Source organism: Clostridia bacterium, from assembly GCA_012841935.1.
Classification (GTDB): domain Bacteria; phylum Bacillota; class Peptococcia; order DRI-13; family DTU073; genus DUTS01.
In genome coordinates this window covers 1-18,460 of the sequence record DUTS01000007.1, presented here as the reverse complement: position 1 = coordinate 18,460, position 18,460 = coordinate 1, and the positions used below count along the sequence as shown (strand labels likewise).

At 36.3% G+C, this 18,460-nt stretch carries 23 protein-coding genes; all 23 read right to left on the bottom strand.

Annotated elements, in window-relative coordinates; all coding sequences use genetic code 11:
• The coding region (gene dapB / locus GX687_00410) for a 4-hydroxy-tetrahydrodipicolinate reductase (protein HHX95920.1) at positions 1–531 on the bottom strand (531 nt) is incomplete at its 3' end.
• Positions 532–863: 332 nt separating this feature from the next.
• Positions 864–1,139: a YlmC/YmxH family sporulation protein gene (locus GX687_00405; GenBank protein HHX95919.1), complete on the bottom strand. Its 276-nt coding sequence runs from the start codon at positions 1,137–1,139 to the stop codon at positions 864–866.
• A 24-nt stretch (positions 1,140–1,163) separates the two neighbouring features.
• Positions 1,164–1,493, bottom strand: coding sequence for a hypothetical protein (locus GX687_00400; GenBank protein HHX95918.1), 330 nt, complete (start codon positions 1,491–1,493; stop codon positions 1,164–1,166).
• A gap of 55 nt (positions 1,494–1,548) precedes the next feature.
• Positions 1,549–2,820 (bottom strand): insulinase family protein, encoded by a 1,272-nt coding sequence (locus GX687_00395; GenBank protein ID HHX95917.1) that lies wholly within the window; start codon positions 2,818–2,820, stop codon positions 1,549–1,551.
• Positions 2,810–3,634 (bottom strand): D-alanyl-D-alanine carboxypeptidase, encoded by an 825-nt coding sequence (locus tag GX687_00390; GenBank protein HHX95916.1) that lies wholly within the window; start codon positions 3,632–3,634, stop codon positions 2,810–2,812. The genes GX687_00395 and GX687_00390 overlap by 11 nt, the downstream gene beginning before the upstream one ends.
• Before the next feature lie 22 nt (positions 3,635–3,656).
• A complete protein-coding gene (locus GX687_00385; GenBank protein HHX95915.1) occupies positions 3,657–4,355 on the bottom strand; it encodes a polysaccharide deacetylase family protein in 699 nt (232 codons plus the stop codon).
• 62 nt (positions 4,356–4,417) lie between these two features.
• The gene (locus GX687_00380; GenBank protein ID HHX95914.1) at positions 4,418–6,544 is read right to left on the bottom strand and encodes a polyribonucleotide nucleotidyltransferase; all 2,127 of its coding nucleotides are present in this window, start codon (positions 6,542–6,544) and stop codon (positions 4,418–4,420) included.
• A 125-nt stretch (positions 6,545–6,669) separates the two neighbouring features.
• Entirely contained in the window at positions 6,670–6,939 is a 270-nt protein-coding gene (gene rpsO, locus GX687_00375; GenBank protein ID HHX95913.1) for a 30S ribosomal protein S15, read from the bottom strand.
• A 148-nt stretch (positions 6,940–7,087) separates the two neighbouring features.
• Positions 7,088–7,648, bottom strand: coding sequence for a SpoIIIAH-like family protein (locus GX687_00370; protein ID HHX95912.1), 561 nt, complete (start codon positions 7,646–7,648; stop codon positions 7,088–7,090).
• A 3-nt stretch (positions 7,649–7,651) separates the two neighbouring features.
• Entirely contained in the window at positions 7,652–8,194 is a 543-nt protein-coding gene (locus GX687_00365; protein HHX95911.1) for a hypothetical protein, read from the bottom strand.
• A 13-nt stretch (positions 8,195–8,207) separates the two neighbouring features.
• On the bottom strand, positions 8,208–8,723 hold the full coding sequence (spoIIIAF, locus tag GX687_00360) for a stage III sporulation protein AF (protein ID HHX95910.1): 516 nt from the start codon (positions 8,721–8,723) through the stop codon (positions 8,208–8,210).
• 10 nt (positions 8,724–8,733) lie between these two features.
• Positions 8,734–9,903, bottom strand: a complete 1,170-nt coding sequence (gene spoIIIAE, locus GX687_00355) for a stage III sporulation protein AE (protein HHX95909.1) — start codon at positions 9,901–9,903, stop codon at positions 8,734–8,736.
• 1 nt (position 9,904) lies between these two features.
• Entirely contained in the window at positions 9,905–10,291 is a 387-nt protein-coding gene (gene spoIIIAD / locus GX687_00350) for a stage III sporulation protein AD (protein ID HHX95908.1), read from the bottom strand.
• Entirely contained in the window at positions 10,291–10,485 is a 195-nt protein-coding gene (gene spoIIIAC / locus GX687_00345) for a stage III sporulation protein AC (GenBank protein ID HHX95907.1), read from the bottom strand. The genes spoIIIAD and spoIIIAC overlap by 1 nt, the downstream gene beginning before the upstream one ends.
• A gap of 15 nt (positions 10,486–10,500) precedes the next feature.
• Positions 10,501–11,019: a stage III sporulation protein AB gene (locus GX687_00340; GenBank protein HHX95906.1), complete on the bottom strand. Its 519-nt coding sequence runs from the start codon at positions 11,017–11,019 to the stop codon at positions 10,501–10,503.
• 1 nt (position 11,020) lies between these two features.
• The gene (gene spoIIIAA, locus GX687_00335) at positions 11,021–11,959 is read right to left on the bottom strand and encodes a stage III sporulation protein AA (GenBank protein HHX95905.1); all 939 of its coding nucleotides are present in this window, start codon (positions 11,957–11,959) and stop codon (positions 11,021–11,023) included.
• A gap of 90 nt (positions 11,960–12,049) precedes the next feature.
• A complete protein-coding gene (hydF, locus tag GX687_00330) occupies positions 12,050–13,276 on the bottom strand; it encodes a [FeFe] hydrogenase H-cluster maturation GTPase HydF (GenBank protein ID HHX95904.1) in 1,227 nt (408 codons plus the stop codon).
• Positions 13,277–13,279: 3 nt separating this feature from the next.
• The gene (locus GX687_00325; protein ID HHX95903.1) at positions 13,280–13,750 is read right to left on the bottom strand and encodes a hypothetical protein; all 471 of its coding nucleotides are present in this window, start codon (positions 13,748–13,750) and stop codon (positions 13,280–13,282) included.
• A gap of 29 nt (positions 13,751–13,779) precedes the next feature.
• The gene (gene efp, locus GX687_00320; protein ID HHX95902.1) at positions 13,780–14,337 is read right to left on the bottom strand and encodes an elongation factor P; all 558 of its coding nucleotides are present in this window, start codon (positions 14,335–14,337) and stop codon (positions 13,780–13,782) included.
• Between the two features lie 11 nt (positions 14,338–14,348).
• Positions 14,349–15,452, bottom strand: coding sequence for an aminopeptidase P family protein (locus tag GX687_00315; protein ID HHX95901.1), 1,104 nt, complete (start codon positions 15,450–15,452; stop codon positions 14,349–14,351).
• Complete coding sequence (aroQ, locus tag GX687_00310) at positions 15,409–15,858, bottom strand: type II 3-dehydroquinate dehydratase (protein HHX95900.1); 450 nt, start codon at positions 15,856–15,858, stop codon at positions 15,409–15,411. Before aroQ ends, GX687_00315 begins: the two co-directional genes overlap by 44 nt.
• Positions 15,859–15,874: 16 nt before the next feature.
• A complete protein-coding gene (locus tag GX687_00305; protein HHX95899.1) occupies positions 15,875–17,206 on the bottom strand; it encodes a TldD/PmbA family protein in 1,332 nt (443 codons plus the stop codon).
• Between the two features lie 17 nt (positions 17,207–17,223).
• A partial coding sequence (locus GX687_00300; protein ID HHX95898.1) for a TldD/PmbA family protein occupies positions 17,224–18,460 on the bottom strand: 1,237 nt, incomplete at its 5' end.

Below are 18,460 nucleotides of genomic sequence, written 5' to 3'. Positions count from 1 at the left end.
ATTTACGGCTATTTTTTTAGATGTCGCCAATGCGGTACCAGAGGGACTATCTACTTTTTGATCATTGTGGTATTCAATAATTTCAGATTGCTGGTAATATTTACTAGCTATTTGAGCAAATTTCATCATTAATACTGCACCCAAAGAAAAATTTGGGGCTAAAAAGATAGAGGTTTTATTTTCCAATGCCAGTTGTTCAAATTTATTAAGGTCAGTTTCATCAAATCCGGTCGTACCGGCCACTACCGAAATACCATTTTTCAAGACTAGGGGAATATTTTTTTGAGCAGCTAGCCGATGAGTAAAATCAATTACTGCATTAGGTTTTTCTTTTAACAAAACTTGTTCTAATTGATTAGTAACCAGTATACCTAAAGGCAAAATTCCCGCTAATTTACCAATGTCTTCACCTAAATTATGCACATCAATACCACCCACAATAGTTATATCTGCCTCTTTACTTAATCCTTGAATAATTGCCCGACCCATTTTTCCACTAGCACCAATTACCACCACACGCAAATTTGACATTTTAGATAACCCCCTTATTACTAATTTGCCCCAGATAAAACAAAAACAGCCACAGGTTTCACCCATCGCTGTATCTAGACAGCACCCGCCCGTTGTAGGATAGTTCTCCATCTGATTATGGATTTTTAATCAGATGACAGTATTACACTTCTTTAGTGTAATCCCAGCTTGATTTTTCGGCCAAAAATCAAACTTCGGCGAAAATCCCTTTCCTTTGGCTCACAGCTGCCGACTCCCCAAATTACTTTTGATTTTCGCTCCCCTACCCCACCTCATAAGGTGAGGTAACTAATTTTTAGTTTTATTTATTGTATGCCTTAAAATAATTTTTGTCAATAATGCAAATGCTTGTAATTCAAATGAGTTTCATCTAAATCAACAATAATTACCTCATTACCAATTTTTTTTACGGCTGACCAAGGGATAGTAAGATTATGGCGATCCAAAAAACCAAAGATACCACCTCTACTTGGTAAAATAATTGACTGAATTTCTCCAGTTTCTGTATCAATAATTAAATCCGAATCTGCAACTATTCCCAAACGGCACCCAGTCTGCAAATTAATAATATCCTTGCCAATTAACTCACTTAATCTTACTTGTGACATTAGCCTCTCCCCTTCTTTTAAAAATTAAAACCATTGACCGATTTTATAATAAAGTGCTAGAAAAATCGGCTGTAGGAGAGCTAGTAGTAAGGCTAGTGTTGCTAAAAAATCTAAAGACCAATCATATAAAACAAGCCGCTCAGGCAAAGAAATTTCTAAAAAAGTTACTAATAATAATAGGGCTAAATAAATACCACCGGCCACAGCCACTAGTTCAGCAATTACATAAGAAAAAGGGGAGTCAGTTATCTTTTCTAATTCTTTTATTTTTCTTTGCTTCTGTAATTTTTTTTGTGATTTTATCGCCAAATAAACCAAAAAGAAAAAAAACAACAAAAAAATCGACTTGCTCATAAAAACCCTCCTTAATCCTATGCTTATGCATGGTCAGGAGGGTTATGCTCGCAAATTATATGTATAAATGAGCTTGTAAATCCAGGGGCTGATCCAAGGGGCCAATCGTACTTAAAGTAAAATGATTTTCCCCAAATAATTCATGAGCCAATTCATGAACTTCATCTAATGTAACCGATGAGACCCGTTTAATAATTTCAGTGGGGGAAATAATTTTCGCTAAACATAATTCATTACGGCCCAATCTGGACATACGATTACTAACATTTTCTAAACCCATTAATAAATTACCTTTAAATTGATCTTTAGCTCTTTTTAATTCTGCCGCAGTAATACCATATTGAACAACCTGTTGAATTTCTTTAATAAATAAATCAATAACTTCGTAATATTTATTAGGACTTGTCCCTGCATAAAAGGTAAATAATCCGGTATCACAAAAAGTACTGTGGTAAGAGAAAACCGAATAAGCCAAACCTCTTTCTTCTCTTATAGATTGAACTAAACGAGAAGACAATCCTCCACCTAAAATATTATTAAGAATATAAAGCACATAAAGTCTTTCATCTTTTTGTGATAAACCATCTGTGCCTAGACAAATTTGGACTTGTCCAATATCACGTTTTAAATGTGTACTTGCACCTGAAGCCCTTTTAGGTAAAGCCAAACGGGTAGTATTGGTATCTGGCTGTCGGGTAATGAAAAGTTCACGTACCTTACTTTGTACTTCTTCATGATTTAAATTACCAACAACTACAACCACAACCCGTTCGGGGATATATTTTTCCTTTAAGAAATTTAGTAAATCCTCCCTTTGAATATTTTCGAGAGATTCAATGGTACCCAAAATAGGTTTCCCCAATGGATGATCTGGCCAAACAGTTTGCATAAAAAAATCATGAATTAAATCATCTGGCGTATTTTCATACATTTTTATTTCCTCAGTGATTACACTTTTTTCTTTTTCAATCGATTCTTCAGAAAAGGTAGAATTAAAAAACATATCAGTCAATACATCTAAACCTAAATAAAAATGTTCATCAAGTGTTTTAGTATAATAACAAGTAAATTCCTTTGTTGTAAAAGCATTTAATTGTCCCCCAACCGAATCAAGAGCTGTGGCAATATCACTTGCTGAACGTTTTTTTGTCCCACGAAACATTAAATGCTCAATTAAATGAGCTGTTCCCTCTTGTCCATTATTTTCATGACGTGAACCAACCCCTACCCATATCCCAGTGGAAACTGATCGTACACCCGGAATCTTTTCCGAAATTATTCTTACTCCATTTTCCAATTGAGTTTTAACAACATCATCATTTTGCATATACCTGAATCTCCTTTATTTTAATTCCATATTTCAATAACCGATAAGCATCTTCATAACGGTTACGGGAATCTAAGACAACTGCAATTAAATGCAATTGTCCATACAAGGCTGAAGCAACCAAACATTTTCCCGCCTGAATTGTAGTACCTGTTTTAACACCAGTAATTTCCGGATAGGACCATAAAAGTCTGTTTGTATTTTTTACGAATAAGGTTTTTTCTGAATTTAACCATTTTATTCGATAGCTCCTAGTAGCAACCATGTCCCGAAAAGTGGAGTTTTGTAATGCATAACGAGTGATTATAGCTAAATCATAAGCTGTAGTCAAATGATATGGATGTGGTAAACCATTGGAATTATAAAATGTTGTCTGAAATGCTCCTAAAAGTTGTGCTTTTAAATTCATTAATCCCACAAATTCTATTTCACTAGGTGTTAGAAACTCGGCTATGGCCACACAAGCGTCATTTCCGGATTTTAATAAAGCCCCCCAAACTAATTCCCGCAGTAACAGTTGATCACCTGGTTTTAAATGTAGTGAAGCCTCACCAATAGCAGCGGCATTTTCGCTAACTGTCACTATTTCATCTAAGAAACCACTTTCTATTGCTAAAATTGCAGTTAAAATTTTAGTTGTACTAGCTGGTGCCTTTTGTTGAAAAGCATTTTTTTGATATAATACTTCACCAGTTTGAGCATCCATTACAATGGCGGCCGCAGCACTAATTTGTGGTGTAGCCTCCACTTTTTCTGCACCCCAAGCAAAACTAAGCAAAAAAGATAACAGAATAATATTAAACCAATTTCTCATGCCATTTTTCTCGCTTTACACATCAAATAATTGCCGAAACTGTTTTAAATGAATAATCATCTTTCCTAAGTGAATCTATTAATTTAGGAAGGGCTCTAAGGGTGCATTCCTTTGGATGCATTAAAATTAATGAACCATGATCTGCCTTAGGCAAAATCCGCTCTAAAATGACCTCTGGTTCAGGATCCTGCCAATCAATTGTATCTAAAGTCCACATAATTGTTTTATATGCCAATTGATGAGCTGCTTGCAGCACTACCGGACCATGTTCACCATAAGGTGGTGCAAATAAGGGAGTAATTTCAATACCTATTTCATTAAATACTTCTTCCGTCCTTTTTATTTCCTGAATATTTTGCTCTAAATTAAGCTTATTGGGATAAGGATGTGAATAACCGTGATTGCCAATTTCATGACCTGCATGAGCTATTGTTTTCACTAGTTCTGGGAACTTTTTAGCGAATCGTCCCGTGATAAAAAAAGTTGCCTTTACCTCTTTTTCTTCCAAAACTGTTAATATTTCCGGTATGACCTCCTCTCCCCAATCAACATTAAACATTAAAGCAACGGCTTTTTCCTTTGTATCCCCAATATAAATAGGATTAAGTGTTGGTTGTGCTGAATGTAAAAAACACCTGCCACACACAATTCCCACTAATATTAGCAAGATTGCTGACAAATATAACAATATTTTCTTCTTACTAAAATAAAAGATTTGCATTTTTTAATTCACCCCTTTATAGATTCTTTACGGTAATCTATATGCAGGGTGAATTAAAAAAATTATTTATTCTTTGCTTTTTGTTCCCGAAGAGCCGCTTTACGCGATAAATTAATCCTGCCTTGCCGATCTATTTCCGTAACTTTAACCAAAATTTCATCTCCCACAGAAACTACATCTTCTACCCGATTAGTACGCTCCTCCTTTAATTGGGAAATATGGACTAGTCCCTCTTTACCCGGTAAAATTTCAACAAAAGCACCAAAATTAATAATCCGGACAACTTTACCGGTATATAATTCACCTACCTTGACATCTTTGGTTAATTGTTCAATCATCTTTAGAGCCTTTTCTCCAGCTAGACTGTTTACGGCTGCAATAAAAACACGTCCATCATCTTCAATATCAATTTCTGCACCAGTCTCATCAATTATTTTTTTAATAGTTTTACCACCTGGTCCAATTACATCCCCAATTTTCTCCGGATCAATAGAAGTAGTAAAAATACGCGGTGCATATGGAGAAATTTCAGTTCGCGGAGCAGGAATAATGGCTAACATTTTTTCCAAAATAAACAAGCGTCCTTTTCTAGCCTGCTCTAAAGCATGGCTTAAGACTCTTCTTTCGATACCGGGAATTTTAATATCCATTTGAATCGCCGTAATTCCCTTTTTAGTTCCAGCTACTTTAAAGTCCATGTCCCCATTGGCATCTTCTATTCCCTGGATATCACTCAACACAAAAAACTGCTCATCTTCTTTAATAAGTCCCATAGCAATTCCGGCCACTGGTGCTTTAATTGGCACTCCAGCATCCATTAAAGCCAAGGTACTTCCACAAACACTAGCCATTGAAGATGAACCATTAGATTCGAGAACTTCCGAAACCAACCGAATAGTATAAGGAAACTCCTCTTCAGGTGGAATCATGGTCTCTAGGGCTCGTTCCGCTAATGCTCCATGTCCTATTTCCCTACGACCTGGACCACGCATAGGTCGAGTTTCTCCCACACAATATGATGGAAAATTATAATGATGTAAATAACGTTTGGATTCTTCTAATCCTAGACCATCTAAAATTTGTTCATCACCAATAGCACCTAATGTGGCCACAGTCATTACCTGGGTTTGACCTCTAGTAAATAAGCCGCTTCCATGTGCTCGCGGTAAAAGACCTACTTCACAAGTAATTGGTCTGATTTCATTTAAACTTCGCCCATCTAAACGCCGCTTTTGTGCAGTAATTAATTTACGAATAAATTTTCTGCTGATTGTTTCTAAAACCTGATTTATTTCCGACTGTTTTTCTGGATATAGCTCTGCAAAATGTTCTTCAGTAGCTTTTTTAATTTCTTTGACAGCCTTTTCACGAGCTAGCTTGTCCTCATTGACCAATGCCTTTTCCAAATTAGCTTTGGCAAACTCCTCAACTACCTCCCAAAGTGTGGAATCAATTTCAGGTGCCTGGATAACTTGTTTTTCTTTAGCAATTCCTAAAGCTAATGCTTCATTGCGGAAATCCTCAATAAACTGTACAATTTCTTTAATTTTTTCATGACCAAACAAAATTGCTTCTAAACACAAGTCCTCAGATACTTCTTCACCTGCAGCTTCTACCATCATAACCGCTTCTTTTGTTCCAGCTACAACTAAGTGCAGGCAGCTTTTTTCCGCCTCCTTTACAGTAGGATTAATAATTAATTCACCATCAATACAACCAACTATAACTGCACCAATTGGTTCTTTAAAAGGTATTGCGGAAAGGTGCAGTGCTGCCGAAGCCCCATTAATAGCTAATACATCAGGTGCATTGTCCTGGTCTACTGACATTACAGTAGCCACAATTTGTACATCATTACGATACCCCTCCGGAAATAAAGGTCTTAAAGGGCGATCAATTAATCTACTGGAAAGAATCGCTTTTTCACTAGGGCGTCCTTCCCTTTTGATAAAACCACCGGGAATTTTACCCACAGAATAAAGACGTTCTTCATAATCAACCGTTAAAGGAAAAAAATCTATACCCTCCCGCGGCTCAGCTGAAGCTGTTGCCGTTGTTAATAAACAGGTATCCTCATAACTAACAAAAACGGCTCCACCAGCTTGTTTACCAATTTTGCCGGTTTCCATAACTAATGTTCTACCAGCCAAATCTAGTTGTTTTTTTAAAATCGAATCTGGATAGTCCATTAAAAATTTTAACCTCCTAATTTTTATTTCATTAAACCCTAAACAATGACTTTATTCTACATGACTTTTATTATTTCCTTCCCTTGGAAAAATAAATATCAAAAAAGAAGAGCGGTTGTCCGCTCTTATCTTCTCAAACCTAAACTTTCAATGAGAGTTCTGTATCGATTCAAGTCTTCCTTCCGAAGATAATTTAATAAATGCCTACGCTGACCTACCATTTTTAACAACCCACGCCGTGAATGATGATCTTTAGTATGCACCTTTAAATGTTCGGTTAAGTAGTTTATTCTTTCGGTTAAGATTGCTATTTGCACTTCTGGAGAACCTGTATCCTGCTCATGAAGACGATACTTATTAATAATTTCATTTTTCCTTTCGGCACTAAGTGACATCCTCTTTCACCTCCTTATTTTTCACCGTAACCAAGTTAAACGTTGGTGAATCGCCCAACCTAGTTTACGCTGATCTAAGCAACCCTAATTATATTTTACTTAAATTAGTAATGCAAGCTTTATTTTCACTGGTTTAATATCTAAAGAATTATATTTCTGTAGGTACAATTACAACATCTTCTAAATCACATTCGGCAATTTTAATCACAATATCTGCAATTTTAGCGATTTCATCTTGACGTAATCCTTCAGTAGGGATAATCACCATTATCACTTCTGTTTCCACAGCTACCGCGACATCATGAAAGCCCTTGGCTTGTAATGCTTTTTCAATTTTAACTTCCTTACCTAAACTACCACTTAACCATAATAATTTTTCCTGAGCTTCTGCTTTACTTTCTGTATCAGAATGAGGATTATTAATTATTTCATGAAGAATCTCAAGTTGTTCACTTCGCATACGTTCCCTTTCTAAACGATATTCACTAAAAAAATCCCTCGTTGTTTGTTCTGGCTCCTGGGAGACAATTGTTATTCCCGTTTCTAAAACAGGTTCTGTCTTTGTAGGCATTTCCGAAATTACCTTCTCCTCTAACAAAGCTATTTGAGTTTGATAATGTGAATTAAGAACAAACCAAATAAAAGAAACAGATAAACACATTAATCCCAAAACACACACACTTTTAAAACGAATAAAAATTGTTTTCATCAATCATTCCCTACTTTCTTTAGGTAGTATTATTATTCTATGAGCCGGTAAATGAAATAAGGCCTGAACAGCATGATTTAATTCCCGTTTAATTTTGGCTGCACTTGCCCCTTCAGCTACTACCAATACCCCTTCAATTTCCGGACTCCTTTTTTTTGACATTAAAGGCTTATTTTGCACCAACAAATATTCTTTCTCTTCATTTACCTCTAGGGTCTCCTTACTTTCACCCACAGTTTTTTCTATTTGGGATTTACTATTACACAGATATTCTTGTTCAAAACCTGCAGCTAAATTAACGGCTACACTAACACTGCCCACACCTTTAATTTCCTGAAGTATATTTACGGCCTTTTTAGCTAATTTTTCCTCCAAAAGAAAGATTTCTTCTGTAACTTGAGTTTCGGTAATTACCGGTGATGATGTTTCCTTTTTGGAGGATGAAAACATACCCGGTACCACCATTAAAACTATACCTAGAATAATTAAAATAATAATTATTCCCGGTTTTAATTTACCTTCTGATTCAACAAATGATTTAAACACTCTTTTCCTCCATTTAAACAAAATTTACCTGAATTAAATCTGCCGACAAGGCAAAGTTTTCCGCCAAATACTGTTTGATTTCCCCGCTATTTACTCCCCCTTTTTCAGATTCGTTTACAGTAATCAACACTTCTTTAATAATTATTTTTTCTATTTCTCCAGGAATTGTCTGTAGCTCAATATTCACTTCCGTTTTTCCACATAATGGGGTTAATAATAATTTCATCTGTGCAGCCAATTCCTGACGATAATTTTCCTTTATAAAATTATCATTGGCCATTTGCAATTGTTCACTTTCCGTTAAAATATTAGTCATTTCAAAAGCTGTCCAAGCCTCCTGAAAGGCATCTTCTATCACTGCTTCATTAATAAAATTAATAAGCGGATTTAAAAGTGTAAATAAAATAAAAAGGCTTAAAACAACTTTGACAAAACGCTGCATTTTATCTGAAGGCATAATCATTTCTAGAAAAGTGGTTAATAAAACTATTAAAATTAAGTTTCGCACCAATTCCGTTAAAAAAGCCATTATTATTCTCCTATCTAAACATAATGGTTAAATTGGCAGCTCCGACAATTACTGTAATCGCGGCAAAAAACATAATCGCTACTGCCGCTACTGCCGCAAATGTTAAAAAAAGACAGCCAGCCATTTCTTCTAATGTATCGGCTAATAATGTATCACCTAATGGTTGTATCAAAGCTGCTGCTAAACGATAAATAATCGCTAAAGCCAAAACCTTACATATAGGGAATAGCAAAATAGCACCTAACAGCAGTACACCGGTTAATCCTAAAGCATTTTTTAAGAGTAGTGATCCACCCATGACCGCATCTAAAGCATCAGCAAACATACTTCCGGCCACCGGTACAAAAGTCCCCGCCATATATTTTGCTGTTCGTAAAGTAACTCCATCTACTACTGCACCTAATACCCCCTCAGCCGAAATTATTCCCACAAAAAGAGTTAGCACTAACCCAATAGCAGCTTTAGTCATCTGTTTAGCAAAACTAACTAAACGAGAAAGTTTAAAATGATCGGAAAGATTATTAGTTATACATAAAATAGCGGTTAAAAAAATAGCGGGAAAAATTATATTTTGGGTAAAAGAAACTAGGAATCCAAAAAAAACTAATAAAAAAGGTTGTAGTAAAGCGGTAGTGGTTAAACCACCCAAAGTGGTTAACAATACTAATAATAGTGGTAGTAAAATTTTCATAAGAGCAGCCATTTTATTAATGGCTAGCCAACCTGTATCCAGGGCAATCTTGAAAGAACCTACCGTTAAGGTAATCAAGGCAGCAAAACAAATAAAATAAGCTAAACGAGCAACCGTTCCCTTAGTAAATGCAGTTTGTAAAGTTTGTAAAATAGCCCCTAGAACGGCAATAACCAATATTTTACCTAATATGGATAAATTAAAAATTACCTCCCGCCAAAAAAAGGCAAGGGCTTTGGTTAGAATTTCATGGGGAGCAAAATCCAGTTCACCTTTTTTAAATTTTTCAAGGATTTGCCGCCAAGAAAAATCCGGAAAAAGTAAATGCAGATCAGTTTCTATTTCGGTAATGAATTTTTCTAATTCAGCTAGGTTAAGATTTTCCTCTTGATTAGCCACTATTTCCCCTGGTTCCATACCAGCCTGTACCGCCAAAGGCCAAAAAAAACTAAGCAAACAGAAGAAAATAATTACTTTTTTCATTTTCATCTCAAGGCAAAAGCCGTAAAACAGTATCTACCAAAGCCGTAATTATCGGCAAGGCTAAAACCATCACTAGTATTTTGGCGGCAAATTCTAGTTTTGTGGCTGTAGAACCTTGACCAGCATCTCGACAAACCTGAGCTCCAAATTCAGCTAAATAAGCTATACCCATAATTTTTAAAATAATGGCCAAATAATAAAGATTTACATCTGCTCGTGCAGCCAACTCTGTTAAAATTTTAATTACTGCAGCTACTTTTTTTAAAGCAAAAACAAATAAAAGCAGTCCGGTAACTAAGCTAATTAAAACCGCTATTTCTTGATTACTTTCCCTAACATAAACAGCCAAAACCGTGCCAGTAAGTCCCAAGCCAATAATCTGAAAAATTTCCATTAAAGAAAGAACACCCCTTTAACAGCCTCTAATAATTCGGCTAATAACTGCACAACCATTATTAAAGCAATTGCCACACCGGCTAAAGTAGCTATGAATGAATATTCTTCTTTACCAGCTTGTTTTAAAACTATATGAAAAATTGAAGTAAGAATACCGATCCCGGCTATTTGAAAAATTAATTCTATCCTCATTATTCTTTCCTTTCCTTAGATTAGAATTAAAACAATTACTATTCCTGCAGATATCCCTAAATATTGCCACATCTTTTCATTTTTATCTTCTACGGCCTGTGCCCTTTTCTCAAATAAACTCAGCTGTTTACGTGTTAAAGTAAGTTGTTTAATTTGTTCTTCCAAAGCCGAATTACCTAAGCCCTGTCCAAAAATAAGTAACAGATCCCTTTCTTGATCAGTTAAAGGAATTTTTTCATTTAATGCTTGCACTCCCTTTGCCCATGCCTCGGCAGCCGTAATTCCCTTTTTTTCTTGCAAGAGAACTGCTGCCCGTCCAAATAAAGGTTGACAAATCGAGTTTACCCTTTGCTCAATTCTCTTTAAAGCAAGTGGTAGTGGTGTCACCCCATAATTTATTTCAGCTTCCAATAAAGTAAGTCCATTTTGCAAAAAACGAAATAACTCTGTCCTTTCTCGATAAAACCTGGCCTTTTTAAAACCAAAAAATCCACAGCCACTAATAATCAAAAAGGCACCCAGCAATTTTAACAATTTATCTCAGCCTCTCTTTACTTTTTCCGTCTAAAATTACCTCCAAAGTACCTGGTCCCTTCCTTCTGCTGAGAACAACTATTCTCTCAAAAAAACACCAATTGGCCAATGTTTGAATATAGGGTTTTCTTTTAATTTCTTCCCAATTGGTCCCATGTACAGTAGTAATTACTTTGACACCCGCCTGTAAGGCATTATGTAAAGCTTCTACATCTTCCTTTTTTCCGATTTCATCTGTAACAATAACTTGTGGAGACATCGATCTAATCAGTAACAACATACCCTCAGCTTTAGGACAGGCATCCAAAACATCAGTCCTCAAACCTATATCAAATTGGGGCTCACCCTGATACATACCGGCTATTTCAGAACGTTCATCTACTACACCAACATTCACACCGGGAAAATCAGTACTAATTTGCCTTACTAGATCGCGTAAAAGAGTCGTTTTGCCACAGCGGGGCGGCGAAATAATTAACGTATGTTTTATTTCTTCTTCTTTTACTAAATAAGGTAGTACCTTTTGAGCACAACCTAAAATTTCTTTACCCAGGCGATAATTAATTCCGGAAAGCTCCTTTAATCTTTTAATTTTTCCTTCTTTTAAGACACCACTGCCCACAAAACCAACCCGATGTCCACCAGGAATAGTCAAATATCCGTTTTTAAATTCATTTTCCCAAGCATAAAGCGAATTCTGACTTAAAATCTGAACAGCCCTTTCTAATTCAGATTTTGTAATTAAATAGCCGTTTTCCAATCGCGGAGTAAGCCTTTTTTCTGGTGTAATTGTTAATTCTTTTGTACCTAAACGAAACAAAATAGGCCTAGCTATTCTTAAACGAATTTCTTCTATTTCTTCAACTATTACTTGTAGGCTTTCACCAATTAATTCCTGTAATTCAGGTGTTAATATCTGAAACCAAGATTGAGAGTACATTTTTTCACCCCATATAAAAAAGGACTTGGACAATACACTATATTGTCCAGGTCCTCTATTTATGCAAAAAAAGTTAACTAATTATATAACTTATGAACTCAATGTGTTTCCTTGAAAAGGTTCTAAAGCCCTTTCCAAGATCCCATGTAAATAAGCAATTAAAACACCATAATTAACAATCGGCATTCCCGCTTCTTTGGCCTGGTTAATTCGCTGCAGCATAGCTTGGCGATTAAGCATACAACCAGCACAATGAATAATTAAAGCAAACTCTGGCAAGTTTTCCGGAAAAGAATAACCACTACTTAATTCAAATTGTAACTTCTTTCCTGTTTTCTGCTGCAGCCAATGTGGAATTTTAACAGTACCAATATCATCTGCCTGCCGATGATGTGTACACGCTTCGGCAATTAATATTTTATCCCCATCTTTTAAATTTTGAATGGCCTCTACACCTTTTAACAGCTCCGACAAATCTCCCTTATAGCGAGCAAATAGTATTGAAAATGAGGTTAAAGGAATGTCCTGTGGTACTACTTCCCCTACCTCCGAAAAGATTTGCGAATCGGTAATTATTAAGGCCGGAGGCTTTTTTAAATTTAACAAAACTTCTTTTAACTGCTCTGGTTTAGTTACAATACCAATTACCTGATGGTCCAAAAGATCACGTAATGTTTGTTGCTGCGGTAAAATTAATCGACCCTGAGGTGCAGATTCATCTAAAGGAACCACTAAAACCACTATTTCATTAGGTTCAATTAAATCCCCAATAAGTTTTTGTTCTGTTTTAGTTGAAGCAGCAAGCTTTATAAGAGCCTCTTTTAATGTTATTAAACCTTCTTTAGTTACTGTACTGGTAGCAATTATCTCAATACCTAAATCCTTTTCTATTTTGGCTAAGCTTTTTTCCCTTTGGGGAAGGAGTTCAATTTTATTAAAAACAACTAAAAAAGGCAGACGTTTTTTTTGTAAATAAATTAACAAATCCCGTTCAGGTTCATTAAAACCTACAGCAGCATCACAAACCAAAATAGCTATATCTGTTTTTTTTAATACTTCCAATGTTTTCTTTTTTCTCAGTTTCCCCAAAGCACTTAAATCATCCAAACCTGCAGTATCGATAAATACCACTGGTCCCCAAGGAGCCAATTCCATTGCCTTATAAACCGGATCAGTTGTCGTACCTTTGATCGCCGAAACCAAAGCAATTTCCTGTCCAGTCAAAGCATTTATTAGACTAGATTTTCCCGCATTTGTAATTCCAAATAAAGCAATATGCAGTCGGTTTGCACGTGGTGTGGTCTGTAAACTACTCATCAATTACTGCTCCGTATTTTCCTCTTCCTTTTTTTGTTCTTCTTCATTTAAAACAATGGATTTTTCACAATTAGGGCAAATGATTTCTATAACATCCTCATCTTCCAAAATACTTGGTTCCAAATCTAGGACTTCAAAACAATGTGGACAGGCCAACTCAATTTCGGCTTCAGTCTCTTCAGCTTCCTCTGCCCCTACCTCAGGTAATTCGGGCAACTCTGCACCGGGGAAATAGTCCTCTTCTTCTTCTACACCAAAAATATAGTCTTCCAAATCACCTAAATCTTCATCCATCATCTCTAAATACTCACCCATCTCCAGCTGGCTAAGAACTATTTCTTCGATGACTACCACCATTTCATCAAGTACATCAAAAACCGAATTAAATAATCGACCTTCCTTGCTTGTTTCATCTAAATTTAATCCTTCAGCCAACCCTTTTAAATAACCTACTTTTTTCTTTAAATCACTCATTTTTTTTACCCCCTTTAAAATAAGCCTTTTTAGGCACGACTCACATATTCACCACTGCGTGTATCTATAACTAACAAATCTCCTTGATTAATAAATAAAGGCACTTGAACCTGTAGACCAGTTTCCAAAGTAGCGGACTTATTCCCACCTGATGCCGTATCCCCTCTTATACCAGGTTCGGTTTCTACAACTTTTAATTCAACCTGGGTAGGTAAATCCACACCTAATACCTTTCCTTGATAAAATAAAATACCGGTAGTCATATTTTCCTTTAAATAATCTGGTGCCTTCTCCAAATCTTTTTCCGGGATAATAATTTGTTCATAGGTTTCAGTATCCATAAAGACCCAACCATCACCTTCTTTATATAAAAACTGCATTTCCTTGCGATCTAAATGAGCTTTAGGAAATTTCTCACCGGCCCGAAAAGTCTTTTCTACAATTACTCCTGTTTTTAAACTACGAATTTTGCAGCGCACAAAGGCAGCACCCTTGCCTGGTTTAACATGTAGGAATTCAATAATTTGAACAACATCACCTTCCAATTCAAATGTTAAACCAGTTCTAAAATCTGTTGTTGAAATCATTTTTTACCTCCTCATCTCCCAACTTTAAATAAATCCGGTGCTTTAGATAATTTTTCACACCCCCGTGAAGTAATCACTATCAAGTCTTCAATTCTAATTCCCCCCCAACCTGAAATATAAATACCAGGCTCAACAGTAACTACCATTCCCGGTTCTAAAATAGTGGTTTCACGGGGTGATAAATTTGGTCCCTCATGAATCTCCAAGCCGACTCCATGACCTAAACTATGACCAAAATAAGAACCATAACTCGCTTGGGTAATTACCTTACGGGCTAAAGCATCGGCCTCACAAGCTAACATCCCTGGTTGTATTGCCTGCAGAACTGCTGTCTGGGCTTCTAAAACTAAATTATAAATTTCAGATTGTTTTTTTTGGGGCTCACCTAAAACTAAGGTTCGTGTAAAGTCTGAATGATAACCATGAACTATAGTGCCAAAATCAAGAATTACTAAATCTCCTGGCTCCATAATTTTTGTCGAAGCCACACCATGTGGTAAGGCTGCCCGCGGCCCAGAAGCAACAATTGTATCAAAACTAGGACCCTCACCACCTAAACGCCGCATGAAAAACTCAAGTTCCCATGCAACTTCTTTTTCTGTAAGACCAGGTCTAATCAGCTCCACAATATGCATAAAAGCTTTATCCGTAATTTCAGCAGCTTTTTTTATCAAAGCTATTTCCTGCGGACTTTTAATTTTTCTTAAATGCCTACAGGGATCTTTCTCTGGAACTAGCACAATGCCCGTTAATTCCATTTTTAAATACTCATAAAGGGAAAGTGTTACTGTTTCCCGATCTATACCTAATTTTTTTAAACCTAATTCCCATAATAAATTATTTAAAGCTTGTCCCCAACCATTACTACCCCAAAGCAATTGATAGCCTTCGGTTTCTTGTCTGGCCTGATCATGATAGCGGAAATCAGTTAATAAATAGTCCTGCTCTAATGTGAGTAATAAATATCCATTAGTCCCTGTAAAACCACTTAAATAATAACGATGTTCCGGTTTTGAAACCAAAAATGCATCTAAACCTTGTTCCCTAAGCCACTTTTTCACCTGATTGCGTCTAGACAATATCCTTTCCTCCCTGCAAAAAATGAAGGACGGCATCTAAAGCCAAGCGATATCCCCAAACACCTAAACCAATAATTTGCCCTTGGACTACATCTGCTAATAAAGAAACCTGTCGAAAAGGTTCTCTTTTAGCTAAATTACTTAAATGAACTTCCACAGCAGGTGTTGAACAGGCCAAAAGAGCATCTCGTAGGGCAATACTAGTATGGGTATAGGCTGCAGCATTAATAATTAAATAATCAAAATCAGCCGCGCTTTGTATTTTATCTACTAAATCACCTTCATGATTGGACTGAAAAATTTCTACTTTTAAACCTTTTTCCTCCCCATAAGCAATTAACTGTCGATTCAATTCTGCAAAGGTCATTTCTCCATAAATTTTAGGTTCCCGCTGACCAAGGAGATTAAGATTAGGACCATGAATTATACATATTTTAAACATTTAAATCCCCTCTACTCTATATTCCACTTAATGTTAAACCTTGTACACGCACTGTTGGTGAACCTTGTCCCAGATAAAAAGTTAAATCATTAGCTATTAAATCTATACCTTTTAAAAGAGCTTGTAAATTACCGGCTAAAGCCATCCCTTTTACCGGTTTAGTTATTTCACCATTTTCAATCAATAAACCTGCTGCACCTAAAGAAAAATCACCGGAAATAGGATTAGCTGTATGCAAACCCATAACCTCAGTTACATAAAATCCATAAGAGATCTCACGCAATAATTCCTCTGGTGAAACTTTACCAGGTTCCAAATAAAAATTAGTCACTCCCACCTCTGGTGTAGATTTATAACCACTTCTAACGGCATTACCTGTAGAAATAGTACCGCTTTTACGTGCAGTATAGAGATTATGCAAGAAACCTTGTAATTCTCCATTATGAATTAAACTGGTTTTCTGTGTAGGCATCCCTTCACCATCAAAAGGAGCTGAACCCAGTCGCCCTTTTAAAGCACCATGATCAATTAAATTAACCGCCGTACCTGCAACCTTTTCACCTACTTTACCAGCTAAAAAAGAGGTGCCTTTTAAAACTGCTTCTCCAGAAAAAATTGCTTCTAATACACCTAACAAACCAACCATTACATAAGGCTCAAAAACAACTGGTAATTTCGCTGAGGAAATGGTACGTGCTCCCAACATTCTCACGGCCTTTTCACCAGCCTCACGACCTACCTTATATGGATCAAGGTCTGCGTATTTCAAACTAAAATCCATACCAAAACCAGTTTGAGCATCAGCTTGATCCCTACTAATAACAGAACTATATAAACCACAAAAAGCACTGTGATAATTCTTTTCTAGACCATATGAATTATAAAGAAACAACTGATAATCTGCATCCTGATAAACAGCTTTTTCTACTTGTTTAATTCGTGAATCATAATTCAAGGCAGCTTGTTCAACTTCTTGGGCTAAAGAGATTTTTTCCTCTAAAGAATGCTGACCTATTTCCAAATCAAATAAATCCAATTGAGGATATTTATCATTGGGTTGGGCAATATTCCAAGCTGTTTCGGCTTCGACCAAACGTGAATTGGCTAGTGCCTTTTCCACTAATACTTGTAAGGACTCTTTCTTTAGATCAGCAGTATAAGCATAACCTAAACGATTCTCAAAAATAATCCGCAAGCCAACACCTTGTTCTTCCGCTATTTTTAAATTTTCTACTTCTTGACGTGCAATTTCTATAGTTAATTCTTTTGAAGTTTGTCCAAAAACTTCTGCTTGCTTAATACCTTTTTGTGCTGTTAGTTTCAATATTTGAGAGGCTATTGACTTCATTAGATCCACTCCTTTGCCTAAACACGTCTAATTTTTTTATCAGTTGAAACAGAATTTTCACCTGTGCCCCCAACAATTAGCTCACGCACGGCCATAGTCGGTTGAGCATCAGAAACAGGTACACCTTGACCTTCTTTACCACAAATCCCAATCATAAAATGCAAATCACTGCCAAGTTCCTCGACTAATTTTAATGTTTCCGGACCATTACCAGTCAAGGTTGCCCCTCTTACCGGATGAGTAATTTCGCCATCTTGAATTAAATAGGCCTCCGTAACTTCAAATACATAATCACCTGTCAAAGTATTAACCTGCCCCCCGCCCATACCCATTACCAAAAGCCCTTCCTTAGTATCTTTAATTATTTTTTCTGCATCTGTTTTACCTGGAGCAATATAAGTATTGGTCATACGAGGTATAGGACGATTCTGATATGATTCACGCCGCCCATTTCCCGTTGAAGAAAGACCCTCTTGTTTAGCTGTTTTTAAATCATATAAATATCCTTTTAAAATACCATTTTCAATCAGAACATTTTTTTGACAAGGTGTTCCCTCATCATCATAGCCCATAGTACCAAATTGACCTTTTAAGGTCCCATCATCAATAACCGTAATCAAAGGTGAGGCTACCTGTTCACCCTTTTTTCCTACATATACAGAAAGTCCTTTTTGTACTAAATCTGCTTCCAAACCATGACCACAAGCCTCATGAACCATTGTTCCCCCAGCTTTACCAGCTAAAACAACCGGCATTCTACCTGAGGGGGCTGGTTTAGCAGATAACATTAAGACAGCTCTTTGAGCAGCCTGTTTAGCTAATTCAGTCGGGCTTTTTTTCTCCAATAATTCAAAACCTTGACTGCCACCTACTGATTGATAACCAGTCTGAATCAAATTTTTTTCACTAGCAATAGCTTGTATTGAAAGACGTGTACGTGTACGTAGGTCCTCTACATAAACCCCATCAGAATTGGCAATAACAACTTTTTGCTGTAGATCACCATAATTCACCTTCACTTGGCGAATTCGAGCATCCACCTTACGAGCCGCCTGATTAGCTGCTAAAACAGCAGCAGCCTTTTTCTCAATCCCTACTTCAGCTGGTGGTTGTTCAATCTCCAACTTTAAAGCAGGTGGTGGTGTACAAAAATCCTTAATAGTTGATGACTTTTGCTGTTTACGTGCCCCTTTACCTGCTAATTCGGCTATTTCTAAAAGCCGAGTAAGTGATAAATCATTAGTATGAGCATAT

Excerpts from the sequence above, each read along its gene's own strand:
- GX687_00405 (HHX95919.1), bottom strand. The coding sequence starts at position 1,139 with ATGTCACAAGTAAGATTAAGTGAGTTAATTGGCAAGGATATTATTAAT.
- GX687_00400 (HHX95918.1), bottom strand. The coding sequence starts at position 1,493 with ATGAGCAAGTCGATTTTTTTGTTGTTTTTTTTCTTTTTGGTTTATTTG.
- GX687_00395 (HHX95917.1), bottom strand. The coding sequence starts at position 2,820 with ATGCAAAATGATGATGTTGTTAAAACTCAATTGGAAAATGGAGTAAGA.
- GX687_00390 (HHX95916.1), bottom strand. The coding sequence starts at position 3,634 with ATGAGAAATTGGTTTAATATTATTCTGTTATCTTTTTTGCTTAGTTTT.
- GX687_00385 (HHX95915.1), bottom strand. The coding sequence starts at position 4,355 with ATGCAAATCTTTTATTTTAGTAAGAAGAAAATATTGTTATATTTGTCA.
- GX687_00380 (HHX95914.1), bottom strand. The coding sequence starts at position 6,544 with ATGGACTATCCAGATTCGATTTTAAAAAAACAACTAGATTTGGCTGGT.
- rpsO (HHX95913.1), bottom strand. The coding sequence starts at position 6,939 with ATGTCACTTAGTGCCGAAAGGAAAAATGAAATTATTAATAAGTATCGT.
- GX687_00370 (HHX95912.1), bottom strand. The coding sequence starts at position 7,648 with ATGAAAACAATTTTTATTCGTTTTAAAAGTGTGTGTGTTTTGGGATTA.
- spoIIIAF (HHX95910.1), bottom strand. The coding sequence starts at position 8,723 with ATGGCTTTTTTAACGGAATTGGTGCGAAACTTAATTTTAATAGTTTTA.
- spoIIIAE (HHX95909.1), bottom strand. The coding sequence starts at position 9,903 with ATGAAAATGAAAAAAGTAATTATTTTCTTCTGTTTGCTTAGTTTTTTT.
- spoIIIAD (HHX95908.1), bottom strand. The coding sequence starts at position 10,291 with ATGGAAATTTTTCAGATTATTGGCTTGGGACTTACTGGCACGGTTTTG.
- spoIIIAC (HHX95907.1), bottom strand. The coding sequence starts at position 10,485 with ATGAGGATAGAATTAATTTTTCAAATAGCCGGGATCGGTATTCTTACT.
- spoIIIAA (HHX95905.1), bottom strand. The coding sequence starts at position 11,959 with ATGTACTCTCAATCTTGGTTTCAGATATTAACACCTGAATTACAGGAA.
- hydF (HHX95904.1), bottom strand. The coding sequence starts at position 13,276 with ATGAGTAGTTTACAGACCACACCACGTGCAAACCGACTGCATATTGCT.
- GX687_00325 (HHX95903.1), bottom strand. The coding sequence starts at position 13,750 with ATGAGTGATTTAAAGAAAAAAGTAGGTTATTTAAAAGGGTTGGCTGAA.
- efp (HHX95902.1), bottom strand. The coding sequence starts at position 14,337 with ATGATTTCAACAACAGATTTTAGAACTGGTTTAACATTTGAATTGGAA.
- GX687_00315 (HHX95901.1), bottom strand. The coding sequence starts at position 15,452 with ATGCCGTCCTTCATTTTTTGCAGGGAGGAAAGGATATTGTCTAGACGC.
- aroQ (HHX95900.1), bottom strand. The coding sequence starts at position 15,858 with ATGTTTAAAATATGTATAATTCATGGTCCTAATCTTAATCTCCTTGGT.
- GX687_00305 (HHX95899.1), bottom strand. The coding sequence starts at position 17,206 with ATGAAGTCAATAGCCTCTCAAATATTGAAACTAACAGCACAAAAAGGT.